Annotated in this window: 19 protein-coding genes; 7 read left to right on the top strand and 12 right to left on the bottom strand. The window is 46.1% G+C overall.

All coding sequences use genetic code 11. From position 1 onward, the window contains the following. Window positions 1-58: 58 nt before the first annotated feature. Window positions 59-967: a DNA-binding transcriptional regulator OxyR gene (oxyR, locus tag A9237_RS09950; protein WP_033005806.1), complete on the bottom strand. Its 909-nt coding sequence runs from the start codon at window positions 965-967 to the stop codon at window positions 59-61. A 175-nt stretch (window positions 968-1,142) separates the two neighbouring features. On the opposite strand from oxyR, the gene A9237_RS09945 reads away from it, so the two are divergent. The 3 genes from A9237_RS09945 to A9237_RS09935 all read left to right on the top strand — a co-directional run bounded on the left by A9237_RS09945 (window position 1,143) and on the right by A9237_RS09935 (window position 4,240). Beyond that, window positions 1,143-1,871, top strand: coding sequence for a redoxin family protein (locus A9237_RS09945; RefSeq protein ID WP_005438421.1), 729 nt, complete (start codon window positions 1,143-1,145; stop codon window positions 1,869-1,871). A 227-nt stretch (window positions 1,872-2,098) separates the two neighbouring features. Further along, on the top strand, window positions 2,099-3,571 hold the full coding sequence (locus A9237_RS09940; RefSeq protein WP_078608106.1) for a dihydrolipoyl dehydrogenase: 1,473 nt from the start codon (window positions 2,099-2,101) through the stop codon (window positions 3,569-3,571). Window positions 3,572-3,958: 387 nt separating this feature from the next. Continuing rightward, complete coding sequence (locus A9237_RS09935) at window positions 3,959-4,240, top strand: DUF3624 domain-containing protein (RefSeq protein ID WP_027726698.1); 282 nt, start codon at window positions 3,959-3,961, stop codon at window positions 4,238-4,240. Between the two features lie 154 nt (window positions 4,241-4,394). On the opposite strand, the gene argH is transcribed toward A9237_RS09935, so the two are convergent. The 4 genes from argH to argC form a co-directional block, all read right to left on the bottom strand. Next, window positions 4,395-6,269, bottom strand: a complete 1,875-nt coding sequence (gene argH / locus A9237_RS09930) for an argininosuccinate lyase (protein ID WP_078608105.1) — start codon at window positions 6,267-6,269, stop codon at window positions 4,395-4,397. 250 nt (window positions 6,270-6,519) lie between these two features. Then, the gene (locus tag A9237_RS09925; protein WP_009705512.1) at window positions 6,520-7,734 is read right to left on the bottom strand and encodes an argininosuccinate synthase; all 1,215 of its coding nucleotides are present in this window, start codon (window positions 7,732-7,734) and stop codon (window positions 6,520-6,522) included. A 90-nt stretch (window positions 7,735-7,824) separates the two neighbouring features. Further along, on the bottom strand, window positions 7,825-8,616 hold the full coding sequence (gene argB, locus A9237_RS09920; RefSeq protein WP_078608104.1) for an acetylglutamate kinase: 792 nt from the start codon (window positions 8,614-8,616) through the stop codon (window positions 7,825-7,827). A 21-nt stretch (window positions 8,617-8,637) separates the two neighbouring features. Further along, window positions 8,638-9,642 carry an N-acetyl-gamma-glutamyl-phosphate reductase gene (gene argC / locus A9237_RS09915; RefSeq protein ID WP_009701791.1) on the bottom strand — a complete coding sequence of 335 codons (1,005 nt, stop codon included), beginning with the start codon at window positions 9,640-9,642 and terminating at the stop codon, window positions 8,638-8,640. Window positions 9,643-9,786: 144 nt separating this feature from the next. Here argC and argE point away from each other — a divergent pair, with 144 nt between their 5' ends. The 3 genes from argE to A9237_RS09900 all read left to right on the top strand — a co-directional run bounded on the left by argE (window position 9,787) and on the right by A9237_RS09900 (window position 14,815). Then, window positions 9,787-10,923, top strand: coding sequence for an acetylornithine deacetylase (argE, locus tag A9237_RS09910; RefSeq protein ID WP_017190923.1), 1,137 nt, complete (start codon window positions 9,787-9,789; stop codon window positions 10,921-10,923). Window positions 10,924-11,202: 279 nt separating this feature from the next. Beyond that, entirely contained in the window at window positions 11,203-13,836 is a 2,634-nt protein-coding gene (ppc, locus tag A9237_RS09905; protein WP_009705509.1) for a phosphoenolpyruvate carboxylase, read from the top strand. Window positions 13,837-14,275: 439 nt separating this feature from the next. After that, window positions 14,276-14,815 carry a PadR family transcriptional regulator gene (locus A9237_RS09900; RefSeq protein WP_009705507.1) on the top strand — a complete coding sequence of 180 codons (540 nt, stop codon included), beginning with the start codon at window positions 14,276-14,278 and terminating at the stop codon, window positions 14,813-14,815. Window positions 14,816-14,886: 71 nt separating this feature from the next. Here A9237_RS09900 and metF read toward each other — a convergent pair whose 3' ends face one another. The 3 genes from metF to A9237_RS09885 all read right to left on the bottom strand — a co-directional run bounded on the left by metF (window position 14,887) and on the right by A9237_RS09885 (window position 19,648). Then, the gene (gene metF / locus A9237_RS09895; RefSeq protein WP_005438398.1) at window positions 14,887-15,789 is read right to left on the bottom strand and encodes a methylenetetrahydrofolate reductase; all 903 of its coding nucleotides are present in this window, start codon (window positions 15,787-15,789) and stop codon (window positions 14,887-14,889) included. A 272-nt stretch (window positions 15,790-16,061) separates the two neighbouring features. Beyond that, the gene (locus A9237_RS09890) at window positions 16,062-18,470 is read right to left on the bottom strand and encodes a bifunctional aspartate kinase/homoserine dehydrogenase II (RefSeq protein ID WP_078608103.1); all 2,409 of its coding nucleotides are present in this window, start codon (window positions 18,468-18,470) and stop codon (window positions 16,062-16,064) included. A 17-nt stretch (window positions 18,471-18,487) separates the two neighbouring features. Next, the gene (locus A9237_RS09885) at window positions 18,488-19,648 is read right to left on the bottom strand and encodes an O-succinylhomoserine (thiol)-lyase (RefSeq protein WP_078608102.1); all 1,161 of its coding nucleotides are present in this window, start codon (window positions 19,646-19,648) and stop codon (window positions 18,488-18,490) included. A 229-nt stretch (window positions 19,649-19,877) separates the two neighbouring features. On the opposite strand from A9237_RS09885, the gene metJ reads away from it, so the two are divergent. Next, on the top strand, window positions 19,878-20,198 hold the full coding sequence (gene metJ, locus A9237_RS09880) for a met regulon transcriptional regulator MetJ (RefSeq protein ID WP_005432736.1): 321 nt from the start codon (window positions 19,878-19,880) through the stop codon (window positions 20,196-20,198). A gap of 111 nt (window positions 20,199-20,309) precedes the next feature. On the opposite strand, the gene A9237_RS09875 is transcribed toward metJ, so the two are convergent. The 4 genes from A9237_RS09875 to tuf all read right to left on the bottom strand — a co-directional run bounded on the left by A9237_RS09875 (window position 20,310) and on the right by tuf (window position 24,055). Next, window positions 20,310-21,587, bottom strand: coding sequence for a malic enzyme-like NAD(P)-binding protein (locus A9237_RS09875; RefSeq protein ID WP_005451474.1), 1,278 nt, complete (start codon window positions 21,585-21,587; stop codon window positions 20,310-20,312). Between the two features lie 207 nt (window positions 21,588-21,794). Beyond that, window positions 21,795-22,271, bottom strand: a complete 477-nt coding sequence (gene bfr / locus A9237_RS09870) for a bacterioferritin (RefSeq protein WP_005438394.1) — start codon at window positions 22,269-22,271, stop codon at window positions 21,795-21,797. Window positions 22,272-22,345: 74 nt separating this feature from the next. Continuing rightward, on the bottom strand, window positions 22,346-22,534 hold the full coding sequence (locus tag A9237_RS09865) for a (2Fe-2S)-binding protein (RefSeq protein ID WP_005451472.1): 189 nt from the start codon (window positions 22,532-22,534) through the stop codon (window positions 22,346-22,348). 336 nt (window positions 22,535-22,870) lie between these two features. Continuing rightward, the gene (gene tuf, locus A9237_RS09860) at window positions 22,871-24,055 is read right to left on the bottom strand and encodes an elongation factor Tu (RefSeq protein WP_005438393.1); all 1,185 of its coding nucleotides are present in this window, start codon (window positions 24,053-24,055) and stop codon (window positions 22,871-22,873) included. Window positions 24,056-24,196: the final 141 nt, after the last annotated feature.

The raw sequence follows: 24,196 nt of genomic DNA, 5'->3' as shown, positions 1-24,196 counted from the left end.
TTGAGAGACTAAAAAGGGAGCCATTGAGCTCCCTTTTGTTTATTTGGCTTTTAGGCTATCAAGCAGCGATAGAGTCTTCTCTCGCCTCAAGTACACCTTTGATCATTGCGGCCAATGTTTCAAAGCGGGTACGTAATGGTGACCCCGGACGATAAACCAGTACGATACTGCGAGAAGGCGTTGGGTTAATTGCAGGAACGTAACACACGCCGTCTTTTTTCTTCTCATGAGGTACGGACAACTGAGGTAATAAAGTAATACCCGCGCCCGCTGCCACCATGTTGCGCAGCGTTTCTAAGCTCGTTGCTTTAAAACGTTCATCATCTTTCGCTCCTGCCGCAAAACAGAATCCAAGTGCTTGGTCTCGTAAGCAGTGGCCATCACCCAGAGCTAATACTGTTCTACCGTTCAAGTCGAGCATGTCGATATGATCTAGTCCTGCCCATTCATGGTCGCAAGGAACCGCCACGCTCAGTGGTTCGTTATAGACTTCGATCTCTTTAAATGGAGCCGTCTCATCCACTGAAGCTAATACTAGGCAATCTAACTTGCCCTCTTCTAACTGACGAACCAACTGATGGGTCTGCGCCTCATGTAGAAACAGTTCCAATTCAGGAAACTCTTCTTTTAGTCGAGGAACGATTTTAGGTAACAGATAAGGACCAACAGTCGGAATAAAGCCGATGTGCATCGGGCCAGTCATAGCACCACTTTGACCACTCGCCATATCTTTAAAGGTTTTCACTTCACTTAAGATACGTTTTGCTTGCTCCACCAATTGCAAACCTGAATCGGTAAACAAAACACGACGACTGCTGCGCTCCAGCAATGCCGTACCTAATTCGTCTTCTAGTTTACGAATTTGGCCACTTAAAGTCGGTTGGCTGACAAAACAGGCTTCCGCTGCTTTTCGAAAATGCTTGTGCTCCGCAAGCGCCACCAAGTACTCAAAATCTCGGATATTCATAACGTACGATTCGCTTCTTGTTTGGCGATAGAAATAATCTATCAAAACCATAGCATTAAACGATTAGAGCTATCAAAGTTTTTTTTCAATAATGAGCTCAACAAAACGAAACTGAGCGCCAAATAACGCTAAGCTCGAAAACGAATTATTTCATAAATTTAAAAAGGAAATCATCATGTTTGCATCAAAAGAAGGTCAAGCTGTACCACAAGTTACTTTTCCGACTCGTAAAGGTGACGCATGGGTGAATGTAACCACGGAAGAACTGTTTAAAGACAGAACGGTTATCGTATTCAGCTTGCCAGGTGCGTTTACTCCGACGTGTTCGTCGAGCCACCTACCTCGTTACAACGAGTTGTTCTCAGTATTTAAAGAACACGGCGTGGATGAAATTCTATGTGTGTCGGTTAACGATACGTTTGTAATGAACGCATGGAAAGCTGACCAAGAAGCAGAAAACATTACCTTCATCCCAGATGGTAACGGTGAGTTCACAGACGGAATGGGTATGCTAGTGGACAAAAACGACATCGGTTTTGGCAAGCGTTCATGGCGTTACAGCATGCTAGTTAAAAACGGCGTGGTTGAGAAAATGTTCATCGAACCAAACGAGCCAGGCGACCCGTTCAAAGTTTCAGATGCAGACACAATGATGAACTACGTAGCACCTGAGTACAAAACTCAAGAATCTATCACTGTGTTCACCAAACCAGGTTGTCCTTTCTGCATGAAGGCGAAACAAAATCTGATTGACCACGGTCTTCAATATGAAGAAGTGATTCTGGGTAAAGACGCAACAACAGTAAGTCTACGTGCAATCTCTGGTCGCACAACGGTACCTCAAGTATTTATAGGTGGTAAACACATCGGTGGTAGCGAAGAGCTAGAAGCGTACCTAGGTTAATAGTTTGCCTAATGGGCTTGGGTTGGCAATCTCGCTGTCCAGAACTCAGCCCTAGGTCTCCCGGAGCATCCCTCGCCCGGGAGACCATCCCTCTCAATCACTTCCTATGCTTAGTCTTGATAACTGGTCGTCTTCACCGTTCGACCAGTTATCAAGATTAATGAACTCAAATTCACTCATCCAGACTTAGTCACTTCAACTACGTTTGGGAAAAACGAGAATCCATTATGAAACAGTTAAATGTCGACGTAGCAATTATTGGTGGTGGTACAGCAGGTCTTGGCGCATACCGCGCAGCAAAAGTACACACAGACAGTGTTGTGATGATTGAAGGTGGCCCTTACGGCACGACATGTGCTCGTGTCGGATGCATGCCATCGAAGCTATTAATCGCCGCAGCAGAAAGCGTACATCAAATCGAGAAAGCACCGGGCTTTGGTGTACACCCACAAGGCGAGATTTACATTAACGGTCGTGAAGTAATGGATCGAGTAAAGCGTGAGCGTGACCGCTTTGTAGGCTTTGTATTGGAAGGCGTCGATGAGATTCCTGCTGAAGATAAAGTGTCGGGTTACGCTAAGTTTACCAACGACAACACGTTAATCGTTGATGACCACACTCAAATCACCGCTAAGCGTATTGTGATCGCAACAGGTTCTCGTCCTGCTTACCCAGCGGTATGGAATGAACTCGGCGACCGCTTAGTAATTAACGATGATGTGTTCGATTGGGATGACTTGCCAGAATCCGTTGCCGTATTTGGCCCTGGTGTGATTGGTCTTGAATTGGGTCAAGCGCTGCACCGTTTAGGTGTAAATGTGAAGCTATTTGGTCTTGGTGGTCAAGTAGGGCCATTGACCGATCCTGAAGTGATGGCGTACGCCGATAAAGCCTTCAAAGAAGAGTTTTACCTTGATGCCGATGTAAAAGTTGAAAGCATGAAGCGCATTACTTCGCCAGAAAATGACGGCGAAGATAAGGTAGAAATCCAATTCATCAACCACGATGGTGAACTAGAAACCTTTATTGTCGATTACGTATTGGCAGCAACCGGTCGTCGCCCGAATGTGGATAAACTCGCGATTGAAAACACCAATGTGGCACTAGATGAGCGCGGCGTACCAACGGCGGATCACTATACATTGCAAACTTCAGTAGAGAGCATCTTCATCGCAGGTGATGCAAGTAACCAAATTCCATTGCTGCACGAAGCGGCAGACCAAGGTCGTATTGCTGGTGACAACGCAGGCCGTTTCCCAGATATTCGTGCGGGTCTACGTCGCTCACCAATCTCTGCTGTGTTCTCAGACCCGCAGATTGCAATGGTAGGCGAAACCTTTAAGCAGTTGGAAGCTCGTCTAGGTAGCTGCGGCTGCTTTGCAACCGGTCAAGTATCGTTTGAAAATCAAGGACGTTCACGCGTGATGCTCCGAAACAAAGGCATTCTGCACGTCTACGGTGAACAAGGTACAGGTCGCTTCTTGGGTGCAGAAATGATGGGGCCAAACGCCGAGCACTTAGCCCACCTACTTGCTTGGGCACATCAGAATAAAATGACGGTTTCTGAAATGTTGGATATGCCGTTTTACCACCCTGTTATTGAAGAAGGCGTTCGTACTGCGCTACGTGACCTGAATGCGAAACTTCACTTAGGTCCAGAGACGATTAAGCACTGCCTAGATTGCGGTCCTGGCTGCTAATACTCACTCTCTTTAACCCTCACAAAAAACAAAAGCCTCGTCATAGACGAGGCTTTCTCATTCCAACTCTATCAGTTCAAAACTGAGCAAAGTGGTTGTTTTTAAGCGGTCATCATTGCGTAACGGCTAACAAGCACAATGGCAGTAAAACCAATTGTGAAGAAACCACCAGCAAGGCCTAGTGCTACTTTAAGTTCTGTCGACATTATAATTTTTCCTATTGTCAGGCTGACAGCGCACCATACACCAATTACGTGCTACATATTTTTAACCAAGTTAATTTTCCATTTTTGATTCGATAGACACGACATAGAATCCTGACAAAGAGAAACTCAAACTTGAGTTAGCCGTTATAATCAGGGACAAATAGATAGTGTGGATAGAACAATGGCTTGTCGAAGTTGCCAAGAGCACTGGTTTTGGAAAAAGATCGGACGTTGCCAACGATGCATGGATCAACTGACGGTACTTTCTGTTTTATGTTGGATCGTGTGGTGGTTTGCGTTTAAAGATGATCCGCAAAGTATTGAATCGATCGCACTGATCTTTGCCGGATTTGCATTTAATGGCTTACTGTTTTTGCACCTATGGATGCGTTTTGTGGTTTTGCCGTGGCAACGCCGTCGTGGAAAAGAAAGTAAGGATGATCATCACTCAGATGACAGATAGAAAAAAGCCCCAAAACCAATACCGGTCTTGGGGCTCTCTTAGATTCTTCTAAGAAAAAGCAGTGGTACTTTAATAGACCGGGCTTCCTCTCAAAGGTTCCAAGTTTTTTTCCAATTTTTTTAGTATTTTCTTAAATACTAATAGAATCATCAACCTAGGCTACGTTACTTTTCTGGATCAATTGTTCGAACAAGTTGATCTCTAGTGCAACTTCATCACACGCATGCTGACGTGGACACTGATCGCAGTCTTTCAGTACTTTCTCAGGCAACAATGACTTCGACGTTGGCAAGAAGCTTTGCTTCATAAAGAATTCTGGCGTACGTGTCAGCACAAAGACTTTCTTGATGGCCATTTGGCGCGCTTTCTCAACCAGATAGTTCACAATCGCACTGCCCTGCCCTTGGCCTTGCCAACCGGCTTCAATACCTAGAGAGCGAACCTCTGCCAGCCCTGAGTCATAGACATACAAAGATGCACAGCCAGTTACCTCTCCGTGGTGCTCAGCAACCGCGAAGGAGCCAATATCACGTACCAACTCATTGCGTGAGCGTGGTAAGTTTTCACCCATGTTTGCCCAGTATGCCACCATGCCTTCTAGTGTTTCGATGTCCGTTAAGCGAGCAGGGCGAACGTTGACTGCTGATGTATCGCGTTGAGACAGACGCTTGTCTGCTTGGTCAACAGCGTAAGCCACTTGTTGAGGAGACACACCACCTAGTGCACAACGTTTCTCAAGACACGAGTCGATGGTTAAGATGTCATACACATCCGCTTCAATCACTTCAGAGAAAGCTTTCAGCTCATCAATCGACAGCTCTTCTAGTGCACATCCTTTGGCAATCGCACCAACGACGGCAACGCCAACGATATGGTGCGCTTCACGGAATGGGATGCCTTTCGCTACTAGGTAATCAGCCAGTTCGGTAGAGTTTGCGTAACCTTGTTTCGCAGCCTCTAGCGTACGCTCACCATTAACCTTGATGCCATCAAAACACAGTGCTGCCATTTCCATGCAGTCGTTCCATGTATCAAGTGCATCGAACAGGCCTTCTTTGTCTTCCTGCATGTCTTTGTTGTAAGCCAGCGGCAGCGCTTTCACTGTCATCATCATGCCAGCAAGCGCGCCGTATACACGGCCTGTCTTACCACGAATAAGCTCTAGGGCATCTGGGTTTTTCTTCTGTGGCATCAGAGAAGAACCTGACGTCACCGTATCGGCTAATTCAATAAAGTTGGATTCACCCGAGTTGTAGAAGATCATGTCTTCTGCCAAACGAGACAGGTGCAACATCGAGATAGACGCCACAGACATCAACTCCATCACGTGGTCACGGTCAGACACAGAGTCCAACGAGTTACGTGTTGCACGATGGAAACCAAGGTTATGAGCCAGCTCTTCACGATCGATTGGATAAGCGGTACCAGCAAGCGCACCCGATCCAAGCGGGCAAGTATCCAAACGCTTAAGGGCATCACTCAAACGTGAGTAATCACGTTCAAACATTTCCACGTAAGCCAAACACCAGTGCGCAAACGTCACAGGTTGAGCACGTTGCAAGTGAGTGTAACCAGGAAGAACGGTGCCTTGATGTTGCTTGGCAACACCAACCATCTGAGTTTGCAGGCGATCAAGCGCAATTAACAATTGCTGACCTTGCTGGCGACACCAAAGTTTAAGGTCGGTTGCCACTTGGTCATTACGAGAACGTCCAGTGTGTAGTTTTTTACCTAGGTCGCCGACCTTGTTGATCAGTTGCTGCTCTACCCAAGAGTGGATATCTTCCGCATCTGAGCGCAAGATTTGATGTGGGTCTTCCATCACTTCCAGCTTGAGCTCATTCAGTGCCAGCTCAAGCTTTTGTTGTTCTTCTGCAGATAACACGTCAACAGAAAGCAAAGCTTTAGACCACGCAATTGAGCCTACGATGTCTTGCTCAGCCAATCGGTAATCGAAACGCAATGAATCGTTGAAGTCTTTAAATCTGGTGTCTGCCGCTTGGGTAAATCTTCCGCCCCATAATGCCATTGCGTCTCTCCTGATGACTATTGCTTACGCTAACGTGTTCTTCATTAAGTGTTGACCAAATCGGTGGTCATTTGCTCACTTTTTCTTATGTCTCAACGTTACGATAATCACGGATAAAAATAAAGTAGAAATTCAATATTTTTACATATTTATTCATGATTATTTTATCTTTATGCCAATGAGGTCAGCAAAAACGAAAAAGACCTGCCAATAGTGGCAGGTCTCTTATCTTATAAGGTTTTAAATTAGCTTATTTTTTCTGGCTGTTCAGCGCACGAATACGGCTTGATAGCGAGTAGAGACGTATAAAGCCTTCAGCATGGCTTTGGTCATAAACTTCATCTTCACCAAAAGTAGCAAACTCTTCAGAGTACAAACTGTTATCCGAACGTTTTTGCGTTACCGTTGCGTGGCCTTTGTAAAGCTTCACAACCACTTCGCCATTCACGTCTTGCGCAAGCTCTTCAGAAGCCGCAAGGATTGACTTACATAGCGGCGTGAACCAACGACCATCATAAACAAGGTGCGATGCTTTCAGACCAAGCTCCTCGCGGAATTCAAATGACGCTTTGTCCAGCACCAGTTGCTCTACAGCACGCAGCGCTTCCATCATGATGGTGCCACCCGGAGTTTCGTAGCAACCACGAGACTTCATACCCACTAGACGGTTTTCGACAATATCGATACGACCAACGCCGTGCTTCGCACCTTTTTCATTTAGATAAACCAACGCGTTGTATGGTGTCATCGCTTCGCCGTCTACCTCAACAACTTCACCTTTCGCTACTTTCAGCGTCACGGTTTCAGCTTCATTCGGTGCTTGCTCTGGATCTACCGTCCAAGCCCAGCAATCTTCATTTGGCGCATTCCATGTATCTTCTAGAACGCCACCTTCAGTAGAAATGTGCCATGCGTTCGCATCACGCGAGTAGATCTTAGTAAGAGAAGCCGTACAGGGGATATTGCGCTCTGCTAGGTAATCCAGGCATTCTTCACGGCTCACAAGATCCCACTCACGCCAAGGCGCAATAACATGCAGATCTGGTGCTAGCGCTGCAAATGCACCTTCAAAACGTACTTGGTCGTTACCTTTACCTGTACAGCCATGACACAGAGCGTCTGCACCGACTTTACGTGCCACTTCAACCTGCGCTTTGGCAATGATTGGACGCGCCATTGACGTACCTAGTAGGTATTTACCTTCGTAGTAAGCACCCGTTTTTAGTGTCGGGTAAATGTAGTCTGCGACCATTTCTTCTTTCAGGTCAGCGATGTAGCACTCAGAAGCGCCAGAAGCTTTTGCTTTCGCTTCAATACCTTCTAGTTCTTCGGCACCTTGACCAACATCGGCAACGAAAGCTACAACTTCACAGTCGTAGTTCTCTTTTAGCCACGGGATGATTACTGAAGTATCTAGACCGCCTGAGTATGCGACTACCACTTTATTTACGTTCACTTTGCTCATGTTTTTTCTCCAAACTTAACTGGCGCTGCTCTCGGCGGTCAGTGCCAACCACTTCCTAATGTTGAATTCTTTAACTGTTTTGCTTCTGCTTTATTGCGGCAGAAACTGCGTTCCAATACTTTCACCCGCGAATAGCTGGTTCAGTTTCTCTGGGTAACGCCATGTCGCTACTTCGATAGGACGACCAAGATCATTGGCGGCCTCCAAAGCGGCTTTAACTTTGACGATCATGCCGTCGGTGATCACTTGCCCTTGGATCAACGCATCGGCTTCTTGCTCAGATAGCGTTTTGATCAAATGCCCTTTGCCATCGAGTACACCGCTAACATCAGACAGAAGCACTAACTCCGCATCCAATGCTCCGGCCACAGCAACCGCAGCTTGGTCAGCATTCACATTCATCATCTGACCTTTTTCAGTCAGACCAATTGAGCTGATGATCGGCAATGCGCCTGCATTTAGCACCGCTTGTAATAGGGTTGAATCACCTGGTGATGCTTTGCCTACAGCGCCTAGCTCTGGGTCAAGTTCTTCAACATGACATAACCCACCATCAGCGAGACTAAGACCTACGGCATTCAGACCATCCGCAATAGCTTGACCTTGAAGCAACTTGTTTGCGGTGCCTGCAAGCGCGCCTGCAATAACAGGAATTTGCTCATAAGGCGTCACGCGAAGACCGTTTTTCTTTACGGTTTCAAGCTGAAGCTTTGCCATCAATTCATCAACTAGGTAGCCACCGCCATGAACGATGGCGATTTGTCGCTGTGCCGACTTTTGGTAAGCCGCAATGGCACCAAACAGTTGGCTTAAGGTTTGAGTGCCAGATAGGGCTGCACCACCGAGCTTAATGACTAAAGGAGCTTGATTGGTTTGCGTCATCGCATTTCCCTCTTTCAACGACTACAGCAACGCTGTCAGTTCTGGGTAACCGTAATGAATATTGAGACATTGCATCGCTTGACTCGATGCACCTTTAAGTAGGTTGTCGATCGCCGAAATCACAATGATGTGTTCGCCTTGTACCTTCCATCCGATATCACAGAAAGGGGTATTTTCGACATCCTGAATACGTGGAATACCATCACCTTTAAGGCGAACCGCTGGCTTGCCTTGGTAAGCTTGTTCAAACGCTTGTACCACTTGTGCTTCCGTCACACCTTGTGCCAATTTCATCGTGATAGTGGCAAGAATGCCGCGTTTGAAGTTGCCTAGGTGTGGAGTAAAAATCACATCGCAACCTAAATGCTGAGCAATCTCTGGTTGATGACGATGGTTAAAGACACCGTAAGGTTGCAAGCTCACTTCGCAGAAGCTGTTAACCATGGAAGCTTTACGCCCTGCACCTGATACACCACTGGTTGCGTTAATCACAGGCCATTGGTTGGTATCCAGTAATGCGTGTTCTAATAAAGGTTTGATTGCAAGCTGTGAGGCGGTTGGGTAGCAACCTGCCACTGCAATCAAAGGAGTGGTTTTTATTGATTCTTGGTTCCACTCTGCTAAGCCGTATGCTGCTTTATCTAGCCAGTTGTTATATTGATGTTCGAAGCCATAAAAGGTGTCGTAGAAGCCTTCGCTTTTCACACGAAATGCACCAGATAAATCGAATACCTGACATCCCGCCTCTAAGAAGATAGGAGCTAAGTCATGGCTCACTTCATGTGCCGTTGCCAGAAAGACCACATCAGACACTTGAGCAACTTGCTCAGGGTCAGTCAGTGGTGAAACTGGCATATCAATCACACCCGCTAGCTTGCCGTGCAATTGAGCAATATTCTTTCCTGCATCTACGCTATTGGCGGAAACGTATAAACCTGATAGCGTGAGTTCAGGGTGTTTGTTGACCATTAAAGCCAACTCTGCGCCGGTGTAGCCGCTGGCTCCGATAATCGTGGTTTTTAGCATTACATGACATCCATATACTTAAGGCTCAAAATGACTATTCATATTTGATTTTTGCTTTATTTTGATTTTTTATTCATCAAATATGATTTAATATGTGTTTTACATTTTTGTGCTCTGTCTGTCAATAGGAGAATTGAAGAATCCATGCAATTACCAAGTTTTCTAGAGGTCTATGAAGGACTGATCAGTACCTCTTCGATCAGCTCAACCGATCCAAGTTGGGATCAAGGCAATGCCAAAGTGATCGAGAAGCTAGCTTCTTGGTTTAAAGATCTTGGCTTCAGTGTTGAAGTGATCGAAGTGGAACCAGGCAAACACAATATGATTGCACGTATGGGTGAAGGTGAAGGCGGTCTACTTCTCGCAGGTCACAGCGACACAGTGCCATTTGATGAAGGACGTTGGAGTTTTGACCCACATAAGCTGACCGAAAAAGACAACCGCTTTTACGGTTTGGGTACTGCTGATATGAAAGGCTTCTTTGCCTTTATTTATGAAGCGGTAAAGAAAATCGACTGGAGTAAGCAGACCAAGCCGCTTTATGTGTTGGCGACCTGTGATGAAGAAACCACTATGCTAGGTGCGCGTCATTTCACTGAGAACGCGCCTTTTAAACCGGATTACTGCATCATTGGTGAACCTACTAGCCTAGTGCCTATTCGTGGTCACAAAGGACATGTGGCAAATGCTATTCGCGTAACGGGTAAATCTGGTCACTCATCGGATCCAGCACTTGGTGTCAACGCCATTGAAATCATGCATGAGGTCATGTTTGCCATGATGCAACTGCGTGACAAGCTAGTGAAAGAGTACCACCATCCGGGTTTTGCCATTCCGAGCCCTACCCTAAACCTTGGTCATATTCATGGCGGTGACAGTGCAAACCGTATTTGCGGCTGCTGTGAACTGCATTATGACGTGCGTCCTCTTCCTGGTATTAGCCTTGATGGTTTAGAGAACATGCTGCGCGGAGCCTTGAAAGAAGTCGAAGCGAAATGGCCAGGGCGATTAGAAATTATTCCCCTGCACGAGCCAATTCCGGGTTACGAATGTCAACACGATCACCCATTTATCGGTGGTGTTGAAGAGATATGCCAAACCAGTTCAGAAACCGTTAACTACTGTACTGAAGCACCATTTCTTCAACAGTTGTGCCCGACCTTAGTTCTTGGCCCTGGCTCTATTGACCAAGCCCACCAGCCAGATGAGTTCCTCTCTTTCGACTTTATTGACCCAACTATCGATGTGCTGTCACGTGCGATGGTGAAATATTGTTGTTAGTCGCATTCTGTACTTTCCTGACAATGCAGCTCGATTGGGCTGCATTTTGTTATCTACGCCACTCATCTTCTAGCACGCTATATCCTTCTTTTAGTGAGCGATTTTGTAATTAATTTTCACTTCAAGCGGTATAAGCTGACCTAATTTTGCTCTAAATCAGGAGAGCAGTGGAATAATTGCAAACTTACTCTGCTTTATTTGACTAGAACTGGTGGTTTTCGCTAGATTGGAGTCTTAACAAGGACAATGGATGTAGTTTTTTTACGAGGCAGGATGACAATGAACGAGAAATACGCCGCACTAAAAAGTAATGTGCGCATGTTGGGCCACCTTCTGGGTAACACAATTCGTGATGCTCATGGCGAAGAAATCTTCGAGAAAGTGGAAACCATTCGTAAATTATCCAAATCGGCTCAAGCTGGGAATAATGCTGACAGAGACAGCTTAATAGAAGAAATTAAAAGCCTACCAGATGAGCAATTAACGCCCGTGACCCGTGCGTTCAACCAATTTCTAAACCTGACCAATATTGCTGAGCAATACCACACCATTTCACGCCATTGTGAAGAGCACATCTGCGAACCTGACGCAATTAACTCGCTGTTCTCAAAGCTAGTGCAAAATGATGTGAGCAAGCTAGACACGGCACAAGCGGTTCGCGACCTGAACATTGAATTGGTTCTAACTGCACACCCAACCGAAATCACTCGTCGCACCATGATCAACAAACTGGTGAAGATCAACGAGTGTTTATCCAAGCTAGAGCTGAGCGATCTCTCTTTCAAAGAGCGTAAAAAAACTGAACGTCGCCTTGAGCAACTTATCGTTCAAAGCTGGCACTCTGACGTTATCCGTCAGCAGCGTCCAACGCCTCTTGATGAAGCTAAGTGGGGCTTTGCGGTTGTAGAGAACTCACTATGGGAAGCCGTACCTGATTTCCTACGTGAAATGAACGACCGTCTGAAGTCTTATCTTGGCGAAGGTCTACCAATTGATGCCCGCCCTGTGCACTTCTCATCTTGGATGGGTGGTGACCGTGACGGTAACCCATTTGTAACCCACAGCGTGACTCGTGAAGTACTGCTTCTGTCTCGCTGGAAAGCGGCAGACCTATACCTCAATGACATCAACGAACTGATCAGCGAACTGTCGATGACAGTGTGCAACGACAAAGTTCGTGAGCTTGCCGGTGATGATCAGCACGAACCATACCGTGCGATCCTGAAACAGCTTCGTTCACTATTGAACGAAACGAAAGACATTCTAGACGCGAAAGTTCATGGCCAGAAACTGGCAGTCAAAGCGCCACTGCAAAAAGTAGAGCAGCTTTGGGAACCACTTTACGCGTGTTACCAATCACTAAATGAATGTGGCATGGGCGTAATTGCCAACGGCTCACTGCTGGATACGCTACGTCGTGTTAAAGCGTTTGGTATTCACCTAGTTCGTCTCGATATCCGTCAAGAAAGTACTCGTCATGCCGACGTTCTATCTGAACTGACTCGTTACCTAGGTATTGGTGACTACGAGCAGTGGAGCGAGCAAGATAAGGTAGCTTTCCTAACCAACGAACTTGCATCTAAGCGCCCTCTTCTACCTCGTGACTGGGAACCATCAGAACCAGTTAAAGAGGTTTTGGATACCTGTAAGATTGTTGCTGCGCAGCCTCGTGAAGCGTTTGGTGCTTACGTTATCTCAATGGCACGTACCGCTTCTGACGTACTTGCCGTGCACCTACTGCTGCAAGAAGCGGGCTGTCCTTACCGCATGGACGTATGTCCTCTGTTCGAAACCCTAGACGATTTGAACAACGCGGAAGCGGTAATCAAACAGCTGATGGGCATCGACCTATACCGCGGCTTTATCCAAAACCACCAAATGGTGATGATCGGCTACTCTGACTCTGCAAAAGATGCGGGCGTAATGTCAGCAGGCTGGGCGCAATACCACGCGATGGATTCACTGGTTAAGGTTGCAGAAGAAGAAGGCGTAGAACTCACACTGTTCCACGGTCGTGGCGGTACGATTGGTCGTGGTGGTGCGCCAGCACATGCTGCACTACTATCTCAGCCACCTAAGAGTTTGAAAGGTGGTCTGCGTGTAACAGAGCAAGGCGAAATGATCCGCTTTAAGTTGGGTCTACCTGATGTTGCCGTTAACAGTTTCAACCTGTACGCAAGTGCAATCCTTGAAGCTAACCTACTGCCACCACCAGAGCCTAAACAAGAGTGGCGCGACCTAATGGACGTGTTGTCTGAAGTGAGCTGTGAAGCTTACCGTAGCGTCGTTCGTGGCGAGCCAGACTTCGTGCCTTACTTCCGCCAAGCAACACCTGAACTTGAGCTAGGTAAACTGCCTCTAGGCTCTCGCCCTGCAAAACGTAATCCAAACGGTGGCGTAGAAAGCTTGCGTGCGATTCCATGGATCTTCTCTTGGAGCCAAAACCGCTTGGTTCTACCTGCATGGCTAGGTGCTGGTGAAGCAATTCAATACTCGGTAGACAAAGGTCATCAGGCGCTACTGGAAGAAATGTGTCGTGAATGGCCATTCTTCTCAACTCGCCTAGGCATGCTTGAGATGGTGTACACCAAGTGCAACATGGAAATCTCTCGTTACTATGATCAACGCCTAGTTGAGACGCCACTTCAGCCATTGGGTGACCGACTGCGTGAACAGCTTCAACGTGATATTAAGTCCGTACTGAACGTAGAGAACAACGAGAACCTAATGCAAAGCGACCCTTGGGGCCAAGAATCAATCCGCCTACGTAACATCTACGTAGAGCCATTGAACATGCTTCAAGCGGAGTTGCTATACCGTACTCGTCAAACAGAAGAAGCTTCTGCAAATCTAGAAGAAGCATTGATGGTCACGATTGCTGGTATTGCCGCTGGTATGCGTAACACAGGTTAACTTAGCTACGCTAAAAGCATTAAAAGGCTGAGCTCCTGCTCAGCCTTTATTACTAATCACCAATCACTTCTACTATTTGAGCAATACGCAACCAGCTCATTAATCCAAAAAGAAAACAAAAAGTCTCTTAAAAGCAAAATAAATCACTACACAAAAACGCTATTGAGTATTTTATTAGTTTTTTTGGGTAATTTTGTCCTACTATTCCACTTCATGCTTATTATTTATATACTACTTGCCTGCTGGAAGCTCACAAGTCCAATCAAATAAGCTCCAGCTCGATGGAAACACCCATCACTCTAGGTGATAAACGGCTTTAAGGTGACAGGACCAACATTGTTGGTGCTATTTACACATAAAAAACTCAAGCGCCAATAAGAGCGCAACTGAAAGTGTAGATAGCTTGTTTACAAGTTTATTGACCATTTGGATTGAAGACATGTCATTACCACACGTAATTTTAACTGTACTTAGCACTCGCGACGCTACCGGTTACGACATCACTAAAGAATTCTCAGCTAGCATCGGTTACTTCTGGAAAGCAAGCCACCAACAAGTTTATCGTGAACTTAATAAAATGGCTGAGAAAGAACTGGTTACTTGCGTATTAGAACCTCAAGAAGGCAAACCAGACCGTAAGGTATACTCAATCACTGACGCTGGTCGTAGCGCTCTGGGCGAGTGGTTTGATCAACCAACTGCACACCCAACAGTACGTGATGAGTTCTCTGCAAAGCTAATGGCTTGTGCAGTGCAACCAGCGACGCCGTTCCGCGATCAACTTTCTGAGCTTGTAGAAGAGTCTCGCAAACTGGTTTCTCACTACAAAGAAATCGAAGCAGCGTACTACGCAACGCCATCAACACTAGACAAACAAGCACGTCTTGAGCGTCTAACACTTCGTCGCAACTTAATGCTACGTGAAGCTTGGATTAACTGGGCAGAAGAAGTGCTAACAGAACTTGAAGTGATCGGCTAATTCGTCACTTTAAATGAAACGAAAAAGGCTTGCCGATGGGCAAGCCTTTTGTTTATCTGGAGATAAGCGTATTAAGCGCCTACTGCAACTTGTGGACGAACACCTAGAGTGTGGCAAAGTGCATAAGTCATCTCTGCACGGTTCAATGTGTAGAAGTGAAAATCTTTAACACCTTCACGGCTTAATACACGTACCATATCAATCGCTTGGCTTGCACCGACGAGCTGACGCGTCACTGGGTCATCATCCAATCCTTCAAACTGCTTACTCATCCAGCCTGGTACTTTCACATTGTTCTGCGCCGCAAAGCGAGAAGCTTGTTTGAAGTTAGAAACTGGCAAAATACCCGGGACAATCTCAACGTCGATTCCTGCTGCTACACAACGGTCACGGAAGCGTAGGTAAGACTCCACATCAAAGAAGAATTGGGTAATTGCACGGTTTGCACCTGCATCTACCTTACGCTTTAGGTTAAGCAGATCTGATTGAGCACTTTTTGCTTCTGGGTGAACTTCTGGGAAAGCGGCGACTGAAATATCGAAATCATGGCGCGCTTTAAGCAACTCTACCAAGTCCGAAGCGTACATATCTGGCGCACCGCCACCTGGTGGAATGTCACCACGTAGTGCAACAATATTCTTGATACCGTTATTCCAATAGTCATCTGCAATGTTGATGAGTTCATCACGAGATGCATCGATACAAGTTAAGTGAGGCGCAGCCACAAGACCTGTCGCCGCTTTGATTTCTTTAATGATGGAATGGGTTCTATCACGTTCGCCTGAGTTGGCACCGTACGTAACAGATACAAATTTTGGTTGAAGAGTTTTAAGGCGGTGTACTGAGTTCCACAGCGTTTCTTCCATCTTCTCACTGCTTGGTGGAAAAAACTCAAATGAGACGTTGATATTGTCTGATAGTTCAGCGATATTCTGGTTTAAGGCATCGATGTGCCCTGCATGCGTGTATCCCATCTTACTCTCCCTGTGGCAACTCCACCACGAAATCAAAATTCCTTAAATCGCCGTTTAGACGTCTATATGTCTACAGAATGTATTGAATGTGATTTAATGTCAACCTTGTGATTATGAATTTTTCTCAAGTTCATGATGAGGATAGTTCAAGTTCCTGTATGACCAATCCTTAGCCAAAACTCCCAATTCAGTATGGCATTATCCAAATAATAAAAAACCCCGGAGACAATCCGAGGTTTTGTTGTCGTTCGCAAAACTTGCTTCAGCGAGATTTAGAACAAGCCCGCTAGGCGGTTAAGGTCCGATTGAATCGCACCAGCCGTTACTTCACGCCCCGCACCAGGGCCGCGAATCACCAAAGGATTGTCTTTGTACCACTTACTCTCAATGGCAAAGATGTTGTCGCACGGCAACAAGTTCGCTAATGCGTGCTCACGTGATAACGCTTCTACACCCACCGTTGCTTTACCATTACGTTCTAGGCGTGCGACGTAACGTAGCACTTGGTCGTTTCTCTGCGCTTTGGTCAAACGTTCTTGAAGAATCTCGCTGAGAATATCACCTTGGTCGAAGAAAGCATCAATGCTCAAATCACGTAACTCCTCAGGAACGAGTGACTCAACCTTCACGCTCTCAGGTTCAATATTTAAACCAGACTCACGAGCTAAGATAACCAGCTTGCGCATGACATCAGAGCCATCTAAATCGGAGCGAGGATCAGGCTCAGTCAAACCTTGTTGCCATGCCAAGTCGACAAGCTCGGCAAAAGGTACCGAACCGTCAAACTGTTGGAATAACCACGATAACGTACCCGAGAAAATGCCTGATAGCGCGACAATATCATCGCCACTTTCACGTAAATCTCGAACCGTATGGTTTATCGGTAGCCCTGCCCCCACTGTCGCGTTGTAAAGCCAATGACGACCGATCTTCGCAAAAGCATCTTGCACTTGATGGTAGTACTGGCTGTCTGCTGACCCCGCCACTTTGTTTGCAGAGATCAGGTGAATACCTTGCTGTGCAATGTCAACATAACGGGCAGCGAGCTCCTTGCTTGCTGTGACATCAAGTACAACCGCTTCATCGTAGTTTTGCAGAGCGCCCAGCTTATTGAGCCAGTGGCCGTCATTCTCAATGCTTTCATCATCGAAGCGCTGAGCAACCGTTGCTGCATCAATACCGTTTTCATCAAACCAGTAAGTCTGGCTGTCTACAACGGCAACCAAATCAAAACTCATGCCGTGGCGTTTTTCGAGCTCTTCTTTTTGCTCAGAAAACAACGATAGCCAACTTGAACCAATGTTACCTTTACCACACAAAGCCACTGCTACGCGCTTCTGCGCTTGAAACAGCTGACTATGAATACGTTGAACTAGCTCTTCGACTTCTGCGCGGCGTAGTACAGCGACCAAGCTCAAGCCAGATTCCGTCTCTGAAATAAACTCAACAGGCGCATGCTTAAGTTGTTGGTAAAAACCAAAGCAGTGGTTTGCGTTTTTCGTCACACCAGCGCCAACGGCAGCTAGCAACGAATACCCTTCTTTCAGTTTAATTTCCGCTTCAACGGCGAGCTCTTGTAGATAAGTCAATGCTCCGCCAGCAATCTCTGCCGTGTACGCCAAACGCAAGGTTTGCTGATCTTCTTGCGCTTCAAATGCTAGTGGCTCTAATTGAGCGCGCTTTAACGCTTGCAGCACTTCTTTCTGCGCTCGCTCAAAATCATGGCCATGCACAAATGACAGTTGCACCAGTAGCACTTCATCAAGGGAAGTAATGATCTTCGCACCACGACCCGAGGCTAGTACACGTTCAATACGCGTTGAGCCAGATTCTGGTTGATAGCTGCACTTTAGGTTCAAATCCATCGCACTTTGAGCAACAGGCTGAAGCGTACGGCTGTGCAGTACTGGGGCTGCTAAACGAGCAAGTTCACTCGCCTCATCTAAACGCAGCAGAGGTAACAGGCATGCATCCGACACCAAACGCGGGTCTGCGCTATACACACCAGCGACATCACTCCAGATTGTCACGGTATTTACTTCCGCCAACGCACCAATCACAGTGGCTGAGTAATCTGAACCATTGCGACCTAATAGAACGGTTTCACCTGCATTATTCTGTGCCATGAACCCCGTAATGATGACACGCTTATGGTTATGTTGAGTTAACGCTTCTTTAATAAGTGCATAAGAACGAGCACGATCGACTTCTGGCTGCGTGCCTGCTTCTGCGCGCAAAAAGGCACGTGAGTCTTGAGCGACTGCTGGCAAGTCTTGCTGAGATAGCAATGCGGCTAGCAAACGTGAAGACCAGACTTCACCATGCCCCAGCACTGCGGCTTTTTGTGCTTCTGTTAGCGGAGCTGTCAACTCAGCTAAGGTACTGAATTCATCTTGAAGAGAAGCAAGCACCTGCGCTTGGGTTTCTCCTTCTAACAAAGCTTCAACTAACTCTGTCTGGAACTGACGTAAGCTTTGCAGCGCTTCGTGTGCGATGCGACCGTCTTTATCCAACCCTTCCAAAAATTCAATCAAGCGGTTAGTGGTTTTGCCTGCTGCGGACACCACCACTAAATCATTTTCTGATGAATACTCTTTAAGGATCCCCACGACGCGTTGGTAACACTCTGGGTTTGCTAAGCTGCTACCACCAAATTTATGCAGCTGACGTTGTACACTCATGACCTTTTCTCTCCCAATTACTGTGCTGCTTTCGCGAACGCTTGCTCAAGATCAGCAATCAGATCTTGCGCATCTTCTAAGCCGACTGATAAACGCAGTAACTGTTGAGAAACGCCTGCTTCAGCCAGAGCTTCTTCACCCATCGCACGATGCGTCATTGAAGCAGGGTGACAAATCAAGCTTTCTACACCACCTAGCGACTCAGCAAGGGAGAACAGGTCAAGCTCTTTAACGAACACTTTTAATTGCTCAAACGAACCGGCAAATTCAAAGCTCAGCATAGAGCCAAAGCCTGATTGTTGTTTTTTCGCGATGTCATGACCCGGATGCTCTGGCAGACTCGGATGATAAATCTTCGCTACCAAAGATTGTGTTTGCAGATACGCCAACACTTGCTGAGAACTTTCTTCATGGACTCGCATTCGCGCACCCAGCGTGCGAATTCCACGGAGCGTCATATAACTGTCGAATGGCGTACCCGTAGCGCCAATGCAGTTACCCCACCATGCTAATTCTTCAGCATGCTCTTCGCTCTTGGTGATCACCACACCACCAATCACGTCAGAGTGACCATTAATGTATTTCGTCGTTGAGTGGATAACAAAATCCGCACCAAGCTCCAAAGGCTTTTGGTACACAGGTGTCAAAAAGGTATTGTCCACTGCGACTAAAGCGCCGACTTGTTTTGCTTTCTCACACACAGCCGCAATATCAACAACGCGTACGAGCGGGTTTGATGGTGTCTCTAACAAGATAAGCTTTGGCTTTTTCGCAATCGCCGCATCCAACGCTTGCTGATCCGATTGGTCAACAAACTGCACTTTAAAGTCGCCTTTTTGGGAGCGAGTATTGAACAAACGGTAAGTACCGCCGTAGCAATCATGCGGCGCGACAATTAAGTCATCAGGTCCAAGAAACGCCGATACCCAAAGGTTCAATGCCGAAGTCCCGCAGTTAGTAACAACCGCGCCTTTGCCTGATTCAAGCTCATACAGTGCTTTTTCTAACAAGCCTCGGTTTGGGTTACCAGAACGGGTGTAATCGTATTGTGGAACTTCGCCAAACGCAGGGAAGCCGTAGTTAGTAGAAAGGTAGATTGGTGGTACAACAGCGTGATATTGACTGTCTGACTCGATACCAGTGCGTACAGCAATGGTCGCAGGCTTACGGGTGCTCATGGGTGTATCCTTTCACGGGTGGTGACATCTAAATGGGAATGCGCTATATCTAGCTTGTATTGCTCAATTGATTAACACTCTTCCCTAACTATTAACCTCACTTTACTTGTCTAAAAATGAGACGTCAACACTTCTAGACGTCTATATGTCTTTGCTTATGGCAGTAAATGCAGCTAAAATCAGCACCTATATTTATTTCTCTAACTTATTACATTAATGAAGGTGCGCAATGGCTGACTGGAATGGCGAATACATTAGCCCGTATGCTGAGCACGGTAAAAAAAGCGAACAAGTAAAAAAAATTACCGTCTCTATCCCGCTAAAAGTTTTAAAAGTGCTGACTGATGAGCGAACTCGCCGCCAGATCAACAACTTACGCCATGCGACTAACAGTGAACTACTATGTGAAGCGTTCCTGCATGCTTACACAGGTCAACCACTGCCAACAGATGAAGACCTTCGTAAAGACCGTCCAGATGATATTCCGACGGAAGCGAAAGCACTGATGACAGCAATGGGCATCGAATTCGAAGCGTTTGACGAAGAATAATTGCTTACAAATTCATCAAGATGAGAACCTGCACCGGGGGCAGTTTCAAACCAAACGAAAAAGGGACGCACTGGCGTCCCTTTTGTTTATCTGAAGCGTCTACTATATTAATTACTCAGCCATGTAGTTTTCAGGCATTTCAATACGCGCCACACCTGAATCAACTGCAGCTTGTGCTACTGCTTTTGCTACGCGTGGTAATAGACGTGGGTCCATTGGCTTTGGAATGATGTAGTCAGAGCCGAACTCTAGCTTGTCTACGCCTGCCGCCTTCAATACCGCTTCTGGAACTGGCTCTTTTGCCAATTCACGAATCGCATCAACTGCCGCTAGCTTCATTTCATCATTAATCTCGCTTGCACGCACATCTAACGCACCACGGAAAATGAATGGGAAGCAAAGCACGTTGTTTACTTGGTTCGGGTAGTCGCTACGACCAGTACCCATGATCAAGTCATCACGCACTTCGTGAGCCAATTCTGGTTTGATTTCTGGGTCTGGGTTTGAACATGCGAACACCACTGGTTTATCTGCCATTAGCTTCAATGCTTCTGCAGGTAGTAGGTTTGGACCCGATACACCCAAGAACAGATCCGCACCTTCAATAACATCTTCTAACGTGCGCTTGTCAGTGTTGTTTGCGAATAGTTGTTTGTATTCGTTTAGGTCGTCACGACGTGTATGGATCACCCCTTTACGATCCAGCATGTAGATCTTCTCGCGCATTGCGCCGCATTTGATCAACAGCTCCATACATGCCACAGCCGCAGCACCCGCACCAAGACAAACGATGGTTGATTCTTCTAGCTTCTTACCTTGCAGCTCGATTGCATTCAACATACCTGCTGCCGTTACGATCGCTGTACCGTGTTGATCGTCGTGGAATACTGGTACGTCACAACGTTCAATCAGACGCTTTTCAATCTCAAAACAATCTGGGGCTTTGATATCTTCTAAGTTAATACCACCGAATGTATCAGCAATGTTTGCTACTGTGTCGACAAATTCGTCGATCGTGCGGTGTTTTACTTCGATATCAATTGAATCTAAACCAGCAAAGCGTTTGAACAATAGCGCTTTACCTTCCATTACTGGTTTAGAAGCTAGCGGGCCAAGGTTACCAAGACCAAGAATAGCCGTGCCGTTAGAAATAACCGCAACCATGTTGCCCTTCGCTGTGTACTTATACACATTGTCAGCGTTCTGTGCGATTTCACGTACAGGCTCTGCAACACCAGGGCTGTATGCAAGAGCAAGGTCATTTGCAGTTTCAGCAGGCTTAGTCAGCTCTACTGCAATTTTTCCTGGAGTTGGGTATGCATGGTAATCCAATGCTTGTTGGCGGCGTTCTTCTTCTGGGGTGACTTCTTGGCGATTGTCTTCAGACATGGATCGTTTCTCTTTTGTTATTTTTTCGGTAAGGGGGAATAAATTCTAAAGGATAGAAGTCAATCTTCATAGGCTAGATTGCGAGCGATATCCTTAAAAAGGCCGATAATAAAAGAGATTAGACCAGATATTAGTGATGAGCACCTAGTTTACAGGTCAGGTGCTCTTTGAATCACTTCGTTCAGATGAGAAAACAGCGTTATCTTCTCACTCCTCATCAACGTACTGTGCTTGCAGATAATTCTCTATGCCAGACATTTCGATCAAGCCAAGTTGTGTCTCAAGCCAATCAACATGCTCTTCTTCATCCTCTAAGATCTCTTGGAAAAGATCTCGAGATACGTAATCACGAACGTCTTCAGCATAAGCAATCGCATCTTTTAAATCGGGAATCGCGGCCATCTCGAGCTTTAAGTCGCACTCAAGCATTTCTTTGGTATCTTCTCCAATCATTAGCTTACCGAGATCCTGCAAGTTAGGTAGCCCTTCTAAAAACAAGATACGTTCGATCAGATGATCAGCGTGCTTCATTTCATCAATCGATTCGTGGTACTCCTTGTCAGCAAGATGCTTTAAGCCCCAGTCTTTGTACATTCGAGCATGAAGGAAATATTGATTGATAGCGACGAGCTCGTTGCCGAGCACTTTATTGAGATGTTGGATTATGATTGGATCGCCTTTCATGACAAAGCCCTCCTCTTTGGCTTCATTTAAATGTAGAAGCAAATGAGAAGGTGTCAAAAAGCCCTAACTAATAATTAGCTAGCTTGTTTCAGTGTTAAGTATTCCGTTTCAGCTAAAATTTCTTTTGCTTGCTTGATGCACTTGCCACATTGGCTACCTAGAGCAGTACATCGTTTGATTCCTTTAATGTCGGTTACGCCTTCATCTATCGCCAACTTCCTAATTTTCTTGTCAGAGACACCATGGCAAAGACAAACGTACATATTCAAAACCTTTAAATTTCACTTTGGAATGAAATATAAACAAGAATCGTTCTTGTTACCAGTTGTATTAAGACGAATTAAAGAACGTTTTGTTATAACGGTCTGGACCGTTTTAGCAGTTTTCAGTGACTTAGCGGATGGCTAAAAAGAAGAGAAAATCGAGTAGAACTAAGCTCATGTTTTTAAGGAACAAAAAGCATGACTAAGAATGATGGGCTTATAACCATATTGAAAAGAGGAATAGCAGGTATAAAAAAGGGAAGCCTTAGCTTCCCTTTTTCTAGCGCTTTCTTCAAAAAGAAGAAGAGTGCAAGATTACGATTAATTCAGTAAGAATTAGTCGAAGATCTTAGCAACAACACCAGCACCTACAGTACGGCCACCTTCACGGATAGCGAAACGTAGACCTTCGTCCATAGCGATTGGAGCGATTAGCTCAACTTGCATTTGGATGTTGTCGCCTGGCATTACCATTTCTACGCCTTCTGGTAGAGAGATGTCACCAGTTACGTCAGTTGTACGGAAGTAGAACTGTGGACGGTAGCCTTTGAAGAATGGAGTGTGACGACCACCTTCATCTTTAGAAAGTACGTATACTTCTGACTCGAACTTAGTGTGTGGAGTGATTGAACCAGGCTTAGCTAGTACTTGACCACGTTCAACTTCATCACGCTTAGTACCACGTAGAAGTGCACCAACGTTCTCACCAGCGCGACCTTCGTCAAGAAGCTTACGGAACATTTCAACACCAGTACATGTAGTAGTAGTAGTGTCTTTGATACCTACGATAGCAACTTCGTCACCTACGTTTAGGATACCACGTTCGATACGGCCAGTTACTACTGTACCACGACCTTGGATTGAGAATACGTCTTCGATAGGCATTAGGAATGGCATATCTACTGCACGCTCTGGCTCAGGGATGTATGAATCTAGCGCTTCTGCTAGTTCAACAATCTTAGCTTCCCATTGCTCTTCGCCGTTTAGTGCGCCTAGAGCTGAACCTTGGATAACTGGTAGGTCATCACCTGGGAAATCGTACTCAGATAGAAGTTCACGAACTTCCATTTCTACTAGTTCTAGTAGCTCTTCATCGTCAACCATGTCACATTTGTTCATGAATACGATGATGTATGGGATACCAACCTGACGGCCTAGTAGGATGTGCTCACGAGTTTGTGGCATTGGACCATCTGTCGCAGCAACAACTAGGATACCACCGTCCATCTGTGCAGCACCAGTGATCATGTTTTTAACATAATCCGCGTGTCCTGGACAGTCTACGTGTGCGTAGTGGCGAGTTGGAGTGTCGTACTCTACGTGAGAAGTAGCGATTGTGATACCGCGCTCACGCTCTTCTGGAGCGTTATCGATAGATGCGAAGTCACGAGCAGCACCGCCGTATACTTTAGCAAGTGTTGTACAGATAGCTGCAGTTAGAGTAGTTTTACCGTGGTCAACGTGGCCGATAGTACCAACGTTTACGTGCGGTTTTACACGTTCAAATTTTTCTTTAGACACAATCGTGTTCCTTCCTAGTTATGATTCGCCGTGATCATTATTGATCCCGACGCGCCAGAAATTGTTATTTTATGCGCCAACGCCTGTTAGCGCAATATTTGGACGCATTGATCTTTAAAAAAAGCTGGACTTTTTTTCAGC

Origin of the sequence: Vibrio owensii (assembly GCF_002021755.1) — a bacterium.
GTDB lineage: Bacteria > Pseudomonadota > Gammaproteobacteria > Enterobacterales > Vibrionaceae > Vibrio > Vibrio owensii.
This window is presented reverse-complemented; position numbering and strand designations above follow the sequence as displayed.

Coding starts and splice junctions, on each gene's coding strand:
- oxyR (WP_033005806.1), bottom strand. CDS start 967: ATGAATATCCGAGATTTTGAGTACTTGGTGGCGCTTGCGGAGCACAAG.
- A9237_RS09945 (WP_005438421.1), top strand. CDS start 1,143: ATGTTTGCATCAAAAGAAGGTCAAGCTGTACCACAAGTTACTTTTCCG.
- A9237_RS09940 (WP_078608106.1), top strand. CDS start 2,099: ATGAAACAGTTAAATGTCGACGTAGCAATTATTGGTGGTGGTACAGCA.
- A9237_RS09935 (WP_027726698.1), top strand. CDS start 3,959: ATGGCTTGTCGAAGTTGCCAAGAGCACTGGTTTTGGAAAAAGATCGGA.
- argH (WP_078608105.1), bottom strand. CDS start 6,269: ATGGCATTATGGGGCGGAAGATTTACCCAAGCGGCAGACACCAGATTT.
- A9237_RS09925 (WP_009705512.1), bottom strand. CDS start 7,734: ATGAGCAAAGTGAACGTAAATAAAGTGGTAGTCGCATACTCAGGCGGT.
- argB (WP_078608104.1), bottom strand. CDS start 8,616: ATGACGCAAACCAATCAAGCTCCTTTAGTCATTAAGCTCGGTGGTGCA.
- argC (WP_009701791.1), bottom strand. CDS start 9,642: ATGCTAAAAACCACGATTATCGGAGCCAGCGGCTACACCGGCGCAGAG.
- argE (WP_017190923.1), top strand. CDS start 9,787: ATGCAATTACCAAGTTTTCTAGAGGTCTATGAAGGACTGATCAGTACC.
- ppc (WP_009705509.1), top strand. CDS start 11,203: ATGAACGAGAAATACGCCGCACTAAAAAGTAATGTGCGCATGTTGGGC.
- A9237_RS09900 (WP_009705507.1), top strand. CDS start 14,276: ATGTCATTACCACACGTAATTTTAACTGTACTTAGCACTCGCGACGCT.
- metF (WP_005438398.1), bottom strand. CDS start 15,789: ATGGGATACACGCATGCAGGGCACATCGATGCCTTAAACCAGAATATC.
- A9237_RS09890 (WP_078608103.1), bottom strand. CDS start 18,470: ATGAGTGTACAACGTCAGCTGCATAAATTTGGTGGTAGCAGCTTAGCA.
- A9237_RS09885 (WP_078608102.1), bottom strand. CDS start 19,648: ATGAGCACCCGTAAGCCTGCGACCATTGCTGTACGCACTGGTATCGAG.
- metJ (WP_005432736.1), top strand. CDS start 19,878: ATGGCTGACTGGAATGGCGAATACATTAGCCCGTATGCTGAGCACGGT.
- A9237_RS09875 (WP_005451474.1), bottom strand. CDS start 21,587: ATGTCTGAAGACAATCGCCAAGAAGTCACCCCAGAAGAAGAACGCCGC.
- bfr (WP_005438394.1), bottom strand. CDS start 22,271: ATGAAAGGCGATCCAATCATAATCCAACATCTCAATAAAGTGCTCGGC.
- A9237_RS09865 (WP_005451472.1), bottom strand. CDS start 22,534: ATGTACGTTTGTCTTTGCCATGGTGTCTCTGACAAGAAAATTAGGAAG.